Origin of the sequence: Streptomyces mutomycini (assembly GCF_001700505.1) — a bacterium.
Lineage (GTDB): Bacteria > Actinomycetota > Actinomycetes > Streptomycetales > Streptomycetaceae > Streptomyces > Streptomyces mutomycini.
Genome location: NZ_MAPV01000161.1, coordinates 1 through 10,499, shown reverse-complemented (window position 1 = coordinate 10,499; position 10,499 = coordinate 1). Strand labels below are relative to the sequence as shown.

Sequence of the window (10,499 nt, the reverse complement as noted above, 5' to 3'; positions counted from 1 at the left end):
CTGGTGCTGCCGTACGGCAGCGAGGAGAGCCTCGCCCTCATCGAGCAGCAGGCGGGCGACATCGCCGCCGTCGTCGTCGAACCGGTGCAGAGCCGCCACCCCTCCCTCAGGCCGGCCGGCTTCGTGCGCCGACTGCGCGAGCTGACCCGGCGCCACGGCATCGTGCTGCTCTTCGACGAGATGCTGACCGGTTTCCGCCCCGCAGCACGCGGCGCCCAGGAGCTCTACGGCGTCACTCCGGACCTCGCGACCTACGGCAAGCTGCTCGGCGGCGGATTCCCCATCGGGGCCATCGCGGGGCGGGCCGACATCATGGACGGCATAGACGGCGGCCACTGGAGCTACGGGGACGACAGCTACCCGGAGGCCGACACCACGTTCTTCGGCGGCACCTACATCCAGCACCCGGTGTCGATGGTCGCCACCCGGGCCGTGCTGAGCCACCTCAAGGAGCACAGCCCGCGGCTCCAGGAGCGTCTGAACGCGCGCACCGACGAGCTGGCCACCACGCTCAACGCCTTCTTCGAGGCTGAGGAGTTCGCCCTGAGCATGAGCCACTTCGGCTCCATGTTCCGGTTCGAGCACCGCGCGGACATGGAGCTGCTCTACCACCACCTCATGCTGCGCGGAGTGCACGTGTGGGAGTGGCGTAACTTCTTCCTCTCCACCGAGCACTCCGACGGGGACATCGAGTTCATCGCCGACGCGGTGCGGGGCTCGCTGCGGGAGCTGCGCGACGCCGGGTTCTTCCGGACCGGAGCGAGAGTGACACCGGGCGTGGCCCTGCCGAAGCCGGCGGCGGTACAGGCTGCTGTCACCCCGCCGAAGCCGGAGGCGGTACCGGCGACCGTCACCCTGCCGAAGCCTCGTGCGGAAGCCACGGCTCCCGCTGCCCCCGTGGCCCCCGCGGTCGAGCCGAGGACGCGGGCCATGGCCTGGAACACCGCCGCGACCACACCGCGTGCCCCCGCTCCGGCTCCCTCCGCGAGCCGGACCGCCGCCGGGCGCCCGCTCGACTTCGGCGTCTACTTCTTCGGCGACTACCCGCAGGACGACACCACCCCCCGGCACGGCAAGTACGACCACCTCCTGGAGACCGCCCGCTTCGCCGACCGCAACGGCTTCCACTCCCTGTGGATCCCCGAACGGCACTTCCACTCCTTCGGCGGGCTCTTCCCCAACCCCGTCGTGCTCGCCGCCGCGCTCGCCCGCGAGACCGACCGCATCCGCATCAACGCGGGCTCCGTCGTGCTCCCGCTGCACGACCCGATCCGCGTCGCCGAGGAGTGGTCGATGGTCGACAACCTCTCCGGGGGCCGGATCGGCATCGGCTGCGCCAGCGGCTGGCACGCCAACGACTTCGCCTTCTTCCCCGACCGCTTCGGCTCCCACAAGGAGACGATGTACGAACAGATAGCGCAGGTGCGGAAGTTGTGGCGCGGAGAGCCGGTGCGCCGCACCACCGGAGCCGGTGAGGCGGATCTGCGGCTCTTCCCGCGCCCCGTCCAGGACGCTCCGCCCATGTACACGGCCGTGGTCGGCAACCCGGCGTCCTACGAGCTGGCCGCACGCCACGACCTGGGCATCGTCACCAACCTCATGACCCAGAGCGTCGAGCAGCTCAGGGAGAACGTCGCGCTGTACCGGCGCACGCGCGCCGCACACGGCCTGGATCCCGACGCGGGGCACGTCTCCGTGCTCCTGCACACCTATCTCGCCGGGGAACACGCGGCGGCGCGCGCCGAGGCCCGCGATCCGCTTTCGCGGTACATGCGGGCGTCCCTGTCGCTGTTCGGCAACGTCGCCAACAGCCTCGGCCACCAGCTGGACCTCTCGGCGATGACCGAGGACGACCTGGATGTCGTCTTCCGGCGCGCCTACGACCGCTACTGCGACCAGCGCGCTCTCATCGGCAGCCCGGAGAGCGTGCGCCCTGTCGTCGAGGAGGTGCGTGCTGCGGGAGCCGACGAGATCGTGGCACTGGTCGACTTCGGTGTCGAACCCACCGCGATGCGCGAAGGACTCGTACACCTCGACTCGCTGCGCCGCGCGTGCGCGACGTCCGCCGGACGGGCGCCCGCATCCGGGGATCCGTCGGCGCCCCTGTCGCCGAGCCAGCAGCGCGTCTGGTTCCTGGAGCGGATGCTGCCGGGTCGTACCGCGTACAACGAGGTCAAGGCCATCGAGCTCGAAGGTCCCCTGGAGGTGCCCGCGCTTCGCTCCGCCCTGCGCGCCCTGGTCGCCCGGCACGGCCAGCTCCGCACGGTCTTCCGCGAAGTCGCGGGCGAGCCACGTCAGTTCACTCAGGCACCGGGCGAGGTGGACTTCGCGGTCGTCGACGGCACGGGCCATGGGAGCGACGCGGTCGCCGCGACCCTCAAGGCCGAGAGCGGACGCCGCTTCGACCTCGCGGACGGACCGCTGTTCGTCACGCGTCTGGTCCGGCTCGGCGAGCATCGGCACGTTCTCGTCCTGTCCCTGCACCACATCGTGATGGACGCGGCATCGGCCGCGGTGCTCGCGCGCGACGTGTCCGCCCTCTACCGCGCGGAGGTCACGGGTACCCCGCCCGTCGGCCTGCCCGCCCTCACCCGCACCTACGCCGACCACGCCCGCGCTCAGCTCGACTCGCTGGGCGGCACGAAGGCGGCGGAGGACCTCTCGTACTGGAAGAAGGCGCTCGACGGCGACCTGCCCGTCCTCGGCCTGCCCACCGACCGGCCGCGGCCCGCCGTGATGACGTCGAACGGCCACGCCCTCTTCCGCACCCTCGACGCCGGACTCTCCTCCGCTGTGCGCGCGTTGAGCCGGGAGCGGCGCAGCACCCTCTTCATGACGCTGCTCGCCGGTTACGCCACCGCCCTGCAGCGCGTCACGGGCCAGGACGACCTCGTCGTCGGCACCCCGATGTCCGACCGCACACCCGCGTACGAGGACGTCGTCGGCTTCTTCGTGAACACCCTGGCCCTGCGCATCGACCTCTCCGGGGACCCGGACTTCCTCACACTCCTGGACCGGGTGCGGGGGGTGGCGCTGGACGCGTACGACCACGCCGACGTGCCCTTCGAGGTGGTCGTCAGGGAGCTGGCCCCCGCCCGGGCGCTCGACCGGACCCCCGTCTTCCAGACGCTCGCCGAGTTCGAGACCGGTGACCCGTTCCGCTTCGACATGCCCGGGGTGCGGGCGACTCCGCTCGGCTCCGGCCCCGACAAGGCGCTGACCGACCTCAGCGTGTACTTCACCGACCAGCCGGACGGTATCCGCTGCCACCTGGAGTACAACACCGACCTGTTCGACGAGGCGACGATCGAGGCGCTCTTCGGGACGTTCAGGGACGTGCTCGCGCGGGCCACCGGCACCGAGGCCGCGGTGCCGGACGCATGGCGGCGCGGACGCTCCCGGCAGCGGACCCGCAGCACCGTCCATGCCCTGGCGTCACGGTGGGCCGAGGCCGCCCCCGACCGCACCGCCGTGATCAGCGGCGCGGAGACGCTGACCTACCGCGACCTGGACGAGCGGGCCGAGCGGCTCGCTGCCGTCCTGCGCGACCAGGGCCGTGACGGAGCGCCGGTCGCCCTGTGGCTGCCGCGCGGCACGCAACTGATCGTCGCCATGCTCGCGTCGCTCAAGTCGGGCCACGGCTACGTGCCGCTGGACCCCGGGCAGGGGTGGGCCAGGGCCGAGGCGGTGCTCGCGGAGAGCGGCGCCGGAATCCTCGTCGTGAGCGGCGACGAGCCCCCGGTGAGGCCACCGGGCACCGCCGTGGTCGACGCCGCTGCCGCCATCGCGTGGGCAGGCGCGGACGCGGTACCCGCACCGCCGGAGCCCCCGGCGGTTCCGGGACCCGAGTCCCTCTGCTTCGCCGTCTACACCTCCGGCAGCACCGGCACACCCAAGGGCGTGGCCGTGCCGCACCGTGCCGTGGTGGACCTGTGCCAGTGGCATCACGAGCGCTTCGGGTTCACCGCTGACGACCGCAGCGCCGCCGTCTGCAGTCAGAGCTTCGACGCCGCCGTGCTGGAGATCTGGCCCGCGCTGGCCGCCGGTGCGACGGTCGTCGTGGCCGACGACACGGTCCGCAAGGACCCCGCCGCGCTGGCCCGCTGGTACGCGGACCAGCGGATCGACTTCTCCATCCTGCCGACTGCCCTCGGCAAGGGGGTCCTCGAACTGCCGGACGACCTGCAGCCCCCGCTACGGCACCTGCTGCTCGGCGGTGACGTGCTGTCCACCCGCCCGCGCGCGGGCGTCCCCTACGAGACGGTGAACGTCTACGGGCCCACCGAGGTGACCGTACTGTGCACGACCCAGACGGTGGAGCCGGCGGCCGCCGGGGAACCGGGTGCCCCGATCCCGATCGGCCGCCCCGTCGACAACGTCACGCTGCGGGTGCTCGGCGGGCACGGCCGCGAGGTACCCGCCGGCGAGGTGGGGGAGCTCTACGTGGGCGGCCCCGGAGTCGCCACCGGCTACCTGGGCCGCCCCGACCTCACGGCGGAGCGCTTCGTCCCGGACCCACTGGGCGGCGGGACGACCCTGTACCGCACCGGCGACCTGGTGTGCTGGGACGGGTCGGGGGCCCTGATGTTCCGCGGCCGGTCCGACGACCAGGTGAAGATACGCGGATACCGCGTCGAACCCGAAGAGGTCACACGGACGCTGGGCGGCCTGCCGGGCGTCGCCGAAGCGGTCGTCCTGGCCCGCCCCGACCATCGGGGCGAGGCCCGGCTGGCCGCCTACGTCGTGCCCGTCATGGCGACGGCACAGGGGCAGGAGACCGCCGACCGGCTCACGGAGGAACTGGCCGCGCGGCTCCCCGACCACCTGGTGCCGCGCGCCTGGGCGGTCCTGCCGGGCCTCCCGCTGTCCGGCAACGGAAAGCTGGACCGGGCCGCGCTGCCCGAGCCCTCTCTGATCACCGCGGTGGAGGGCCCCGCGCCGTCCGGGCGGGCGAGGACCGCCGCTCCCGTGCCGGCGGTGGACGTCGAGGCGCGGCTGCGGGCGCTGTGGGCCGAGGAGTTCGGGATCGACGCCGGCACGCTCGGCGGCGAAGCCTCCTTCTTCGATCTCGGAGGCCACTCCATCACGGCCATCCGCCTGGCCAACAGCGTGCGGGAGGAGTTCGGCAGGGAGTACCCCGTCGCCCGCTTCTACGAGGAACCCACGTTGCGCGCGATGGCGGCGTACCTCGGCAGGGACGAGGCCGGGACGCGGTCCGCGGGAGGGCCCGGACGGGGGGAGAACGTGGGTGGCACCGCGGGCGATGTCCTCGACCGTGCGCCGGTCACCGCCCAGCAGAGCGCCTTCATCACCCGCCACACGACCCATCCCCGGCCCCAGATCTACAACGTGGCGATGCGGCTGACCCTCACGGGAGCGCTCGACGTACCGGCTCTGCGCTCGGCTCTGACTCAGCTGGTGGCACGGCACGAGGCGTTGCGCACCCGCCTGGTGGAGAACGCGGGGACGCGGGAGTGGCAGCAGGAAGCGCTGCGCCCCCGGCCTGTCGCACTGCCCGAGGAGGACCTGCTGGGGCGCTTCGGCTCGGCGGCGGACGCCGAGGCGGAGGCGGAGCGCGTGGCGGAGAGGACGGCAGCCGCTCCCTTCGACATCCGGGCCGAACTCGCTCCGGTCTTCCGCCTGCTGCGCACGGGGAACGACCGCTGGGTGCTGCTCTTCGTCCTGCACCACGCGACCTGCGACGGCTGGTCGGTCACCATCCTGCTGCGCGAACTCGCCGCGCTGTACCGGGCAGCGGCCACCGAGGAGCCGCACGGCCTGGCCGAAAGCGTGCCTCAGCCCGGCGCGTACGCACGCTGGCAGCGCGAGCGGAGCCGTACGCAGGACAAGGGCCGCCTGGTCGACTACTGGGCGCGGGAGCTCGAAGGCGCGCCCTTCTCCCTGTCGCTGCCCCTGGACCGGCCCCGCCCGGCGGAGCTGAGCGGGGCCGGCGACGTCGTGCTGTTCACGGTGGGGCACGACGTGCGCGGAAGCGTGGAGACACTGGCGCGCCGGCACCGCACGACACCTTTCGCGGTGACCGCGGCGGCCATGGCCCGCCTGGTCGCCAAGGTGACGGGTGAGCCGGACGTCCTGCTCGGCATCTCCTACGCCAATCGCGAGCGGCGGGAGTTCGAGGCCCTCGCGGCCTGCACGGTCTCGTCCTTCACACTGCGCATCCGTGGCGACCGCGCCGGGTCGTTCGGCGCGCTGGTGGACCAGGTGGCGCGCCGCACGGCCGAGTCGATCGACCACGCGGCGCCGATCCGTGCGGTGGCGGCCGGCTTGACCGCGGCGCTGGGCACCGAGGTCCCCGACCGGCTGCCGATCGGCTTCCAGTACCAGAACTCGCTGGAGACGGACATCGATCTGCCGGGCCTGACCACGGCGGTCGAGGACCTGGCCGTCTCCGGCGCGCGCTCGGAGTTCAACTTCGGGCTGATCCCCACGGGCGACGTGCTCTCCGGCTACGTGGAGTTCTCGACCGACCTGTGGGACCGCGCCACGATCGAGTCATGGACGGCCGCGTACGCCGGCCTTCTTGCCGAGGGTGTCGCCGAGGCGCTGGGAGGCGACGCCTGAGCGGCCGAGAAGTGCGGATCCGGACCGCGGGTGGCGGGTGCGGTGGTGCCGTCGGCGCCAGCAGGTCGGGCAGGCCCTGCGGATGGGCGCGCTGGAGGAGGGTGACCGGCTGCCCACGGCCCGCGCAGGTCGCCGCCACCACCAAGGTCGACCCGAGCACCACTCTCGAGGCCTACCGGGAGCTGGAGCGTGCGGGGCTCGCCGAAGTGCGCCAGGGGGCGGGGACCTTCGTCACCCGCCCCCTCGCCGAGCCCGGGTCGGGCCCCGAGTGGCCGCTGCGCACCGCGCTGGACGAATGGCTGCACCAGGCGCGCGCCGAGGGCCTGGGCGGCGAGGAGGTCCAGGCCCTCTTCCGGGCCTCCTTCGAGGCCGCCCACCCCTCCGGCCCGGAGAGCTGAGCGCCCGGCCACGGGGCGGGCCCGGGGCCGGCCCGCCCCGAGTAGCGCCGGGCCCGCTCCTGTCCGAACCCGCGTGTGCCGGTCCGGTGCGGGTCAGGCCTTGTTCTGCGCGGCCCAGAACTCGTCGAAGGTGAGCTCGCCGTCGCCGTTGCCGTCGTGGGCGTTGATGACGGCCTGGGCGACGGTCTCGGTGACGTAGGGGTCACCCAGCTGCGCCATCGCGCTCTTGTACTCGACGGCTGTGATGCTGCCGTCGCCGTTCTGGTCGAAGCGCTCGAATGCCTTGCGTGCCGACTCTATGTCCGCCACTGTTCCGCCCCTTCGTTAAGCGTCGTTGACGGAAATCAGATTATCCGGCACCCGGAGCGGCGGATCCGGCGGGCGAGGCGCCCCTCACGTCAACAGCTCCGTGGCGGTCACCGCCCTCAGCCGGCGCCGGCCGATCTCGGCGAGGAGGAGGGGCAGCGCGGCGACGGTGTCCCGGTAGCCGAAGTGCAGGCTCACGACGGAGCCGTTGCGGAGTTCGCCGGCGACCTTGCGGGTGACTGCCGCGACCCCGGGCGAGGTGAAGTCCAGGGAGTCCACGTCGTACGACAGGACGTGCGGGTATCCGGCGCGCTGCGCGAGCTCCTGGACGAGCGGGGTGGCGTAGCGGGCGTGCGAGGGTCTGAACCAGGTCCCGATGGAACCGGTGAGCCGGCGCAGGCTCCGGGCACATCCGGCGATCTCCTCGTACGCCCGCGTCTGGTCCATCGTGTTGATGTCGAGGTGCCGCTGCGTGTGGTTGCCGAGGTCGTGGCCGCCGTCGAGGATCCGGCGGGCCATCCCGGGGTTGCGGTCGAGCCAGTCGCCGGCGGCCAGGACGGTGAGCCGGGCGCCCGCCCGTTCGGCCTGGGCGAGGACGGTGCGGGCCAGGGCGGGATCACCCCGGCCGTGGAAGGTGAGGGCGACGCGGGGGCGGTCACGGGGGCCGTGCTCGATCTGGACCGGCTGCCCGGGGAAGCGCCGCGGGCCGTCGCCCCGGCGTACGGCGCCGGGGGCCTCCCGGGTGTTCCGGGCGCTGTCGCCGCCCTGCGCCTTCCCGGCCGGCGCCCCCGAAGGAGCGTCCCGTGCGCAGCCCGTGGCGGAGGTGCCCGCCAGGAGCAGACCGGCCGCCGTACGCAGGGTGCCGCGGCGGGGCACCGGTCTCCCGCGACCGTTCATGGGCGTCCACCTCGCAGCTCTGCCGGGCGCCGTCCCCCGGGACACGGGACACAGTAGGGCGAAGCGCGCGCGACACGGCGGTGGCCAGACGTGGACAACACCCTGAAGTGATCAATGAATCAGCGACTCGACTCGATGATTACGCAAAGAATCCCAGGCGGGTGACCTATCACACCTGGGATTCACGACCCATATGAGGCTATTCGCACGAATAGTCCATATCAAGGCTTGGACTCAAGGTCGCCCGTCTGCCATAGTCGGTCACACGACCTCCTCCGACCCGAGCCAGGTCCTGCGTGCGGCCGTGGACACACCCCCCCCATTCCACGGCCCTCTCAGAAGCCCCCGCCGAGCCACACCAAGGCCGACCGGGGGCTTCTGCGTGTCAGCGGTCGGTGGTGCGCATCTCGAACCAGGTGGTCTTCCCGCGCGGTAAGAGATCCACGCCCCACCGGTCGGAGAGCTTGTCGACCAGGAAGAGACCCCTCCCGCTGACATCCGTCTCACGGACGGGCATCAGGCACGGCAGTCCGCGCGAGGGGTCCCGCACCTCGATCCGGACCCAGCCCCGGCGGCGCAGCATCCTCAGACCGAAGACGCGCGCCCCGGTGTGCCGCACCGCGTTGCCCACGAGCTCGGAGACCAGTAGCACTCCGTATTCGGCGGTCTGCGGAGGAAGCTGCCACTGACGCAGCATCACGCAGGAAGTGATCCGGCGGGCGGTGGCGGCGGACTCCGGACGGGAGGGCAGCCGCACTTCACCCTCTGTCGGATTTCCGAACAACTCCAGTGCCTTGAACGCCTGTTCGTCTTCAACGACAGACATCCGGCGTGCCGCTGTCGCGCTGCTGCGCGGTTGCGGCTGCTCCACACCCTCCAGGCCCGCCATGTCCACCATCATGGCCGCACAGAACGCTCTCCGTGACCGTTCGCCGGAATCCCCTCACCGGAACCAGTCACTCCGCGCCGGTTCTCCGGCATATGCCAAGGGCAGAACGGTGGTCTGCGCAGCCATGCCCACCTGGGATGACAGACGTCGGACAAGTAATTGCACGAGAGGCGGATCAGCCGGACCTTAAGGTTCTCTTAAGGTCCGGCTGATCCGCCCGCACGGATGAACATGCGCGCCCGTGTACGCAACTCACGCTCGGTCAGAGGAATCGGGCCTTGCCCGGGCCCTCCTCGACGAAGCTGCGCATGCCGCGCTCCCGGTCCTCGGTGGCGAACAGACCTGCGAACCAGTTCCGCTCGATCGTGAGCCCGGTGTCGATGTCCGTCTCCAGCCCCGCGTCCACGGACTCCTTGGCGGCGCGCAGCGCCAGCGCTGGCCCCCGGGCCAGCCGGGCCGCCCAGGCGTGCGCCTGCTCGTAGACCTCGGCGGCGGGCACCACACGGTCCACCAGCCCGATCGCCAGGGCCTCCTCGGCTTTCACCTGACGGCCCGTGAAGATCAGGTCCTTGGCCCTGGACGGGCCCACCAGCCGGGACAGCCGCTGGGTACCGCCCGCGCCGGGGATCAGCCCCAGCAGGATCTCCGGCTGGCCGAGCTTCGCGTTGCTCCCGGCGATCCGGAAGTCGGCGCAGAGGGCCAGTTCGCAGCCGCCGCCCAGGGCGTAGCCGGTGACGGCGGCGACGACGGGCTTGGGGATGCGGGCCACGGCGGTGAAGGACTCCTGCAGGGCCCTGGAGCGTACGACCATCGCCGCATGGTCCATCGCCTGCATCTCCTTGATGTCCGCGCCGGCCGCGAACACCTTCTCGCCGCCGTAGAGGATCACGGCGCGCACGTCGTCGCGCCGGGTCGCCTCCTCGGCCAGCTCGCGCAGCCGGTCCTGTACGGCGATGTCCAGGGCGTTCATCGGCGGACGGTCAAGCCGGATCGTGCCGACGTTGTCGCTCACTTCGAGGGTTACGGTCATGGGGAGCAGGTTAACCAGGACCAACGAGGCGGGCCCGGTGCCGTTGGTCACAGCACCGGGCCCGTTCGCGTCAGCAGCGGGGATCTACTTGGTCCACTCCGACCAGTCCATGTTCCAGCCGTTGAGGCCGTTGTCGGGCTGGATCACCTTGTCCTTGGAGTTCTTCACCACGACCACGTCGCCGATGAGGGAGTTGTCGAAGAGCCAGGCCGCGGGAGTCTTGCTGTCCCAGGCGCCTCGCACGTCCCGCAGACCGACGCAGCCGTGGCTGGTGTTGGTCGTGCCGAAGATGCCCGACGCACCCCAGTAGTTGCCGTGGATGAAGGTGCCCGAGGTCGACAGGCGCATCGCGTGCGGCACGTCCTTGATGTCGTACTCACCGCCGAAGCCGACGGTG

At 72.0% G+C, this 10,499-nt stretch carries 6 protein-coding genes and 1 pseudogene; 2 read left to right on the top strand and 5 right to left on the bottom strand.

Translation table 11 applies throughout. From position 1 onward, the window contains the following. Both BFF76_RS22655 and BFF76_RS22650 read left to right on the top strand, forming a co-directional pair. Nucleotides 1-6,582, top strand: a 6,582-nt coding sequence (locus tag BFF76_RS22655; protein ID WP_244167326.1) for a MupA/Atu3671 family FMN-dependent luciferase-like monooxygenase, incomplete at its 5' end; no start/stop codon positions are given. Between the two features lie 37 nt (nt 6,583-6,619). After that, nucleotides 6,620-6,980 (top strand): annotated as a pseudogene (locus tag BFF76_RS22650) (GntR family transcriptional regulator). Between the two features lie 93 nt (nt 6,981-7,073). Here BFF76_RS22650 and BFF76_RS22645 read toward each other — a convergent pair. The 5 genes from BFF76_RS22645 to BFF76_RS22625 form a co-directional block, all read right to left on the bottom strand. After that, nucleotides 7,074-7,289 carry an EF-hand domain-containing protein gene (locus BFF76_RS22645; protein ID WP_031091575.1) on the bottom strand — a complete coding sequence of 72 codons (216 nt, stop codon included), beginning with the start codon at nt 7,287-7,289 and terminating at the stop codon, nt 7,074-7,076. 84 nt (nt 7,290-7,373) lie between these two features. Next, nucleotides 7,374-8,183 (bottom strand): polysaccharide deacetylase family protein, encoded by an 810-nt coding sequence (locus BFF76_RS22640; protein ID WP_053929346.1) that lies wholly within the window; start codon nt 8,181-8,183, stop codon nt 7,374-7,376. 385 nt (nt 8,184-8,568) lie between these two features. Beyond that, nucleotides 8,569-9,084: an ATP-binding protein gene (locus tag BFF76_RS22635; protein WP_031091572.1), complete on the bottom strand. Its 516-nt coding sequence runs from the start codon at nt 9,082-9,084 to the stop codon at nt 8,569-8,571. 250 nt (nt 9,085-9,334) lie between these two features. Beyond that, a complete protein-coding gene (locus BFF76_RS22630) occupies nt 9,335-10,102 on the bottom strand; it encodes an enoyl-CoA hydratase/isomerase family protein (protein ID WP_031091571.1) in 768 nt (255 codons plus the stop codon). Nucleotides 10,103-10,186: 84 nt separating this feature from the next. After that, nucleotides 10,187-10,499: L,D-transpeptidase (locus BFF76_RS22625; RefSeq protein ID WP_141695646.1), on the bottom strand; the 313-nt coding region annotated here is incomplete at its 5' end.

Excerpts from the sequence above, each read along its gene's own strand:
- BFF76_RS22640 (WP_053929346.1), bottom strand. The coding sequence starts at position 8,183 with ATGAACGGTCGCGGGAGACCGGTGCCCCGCCGCGGCACCCTGCGTACG.
- BFF76_RS22635 (WP_031091572.1), bottom strand. The coding sequence starts at position 9,084 with ATGATGGTGGACATGGCGGGCCTGGAGGGTGTGGAGCAGCCGCAACCG.
- BFF76_RS22630 (WP_031091571.1), bottom strand. The coding sequence starts at position 10,102 with ATGACCGTAACCCTCGAAGTGAGCGACAACGTCGGCACGATCCGGCTT.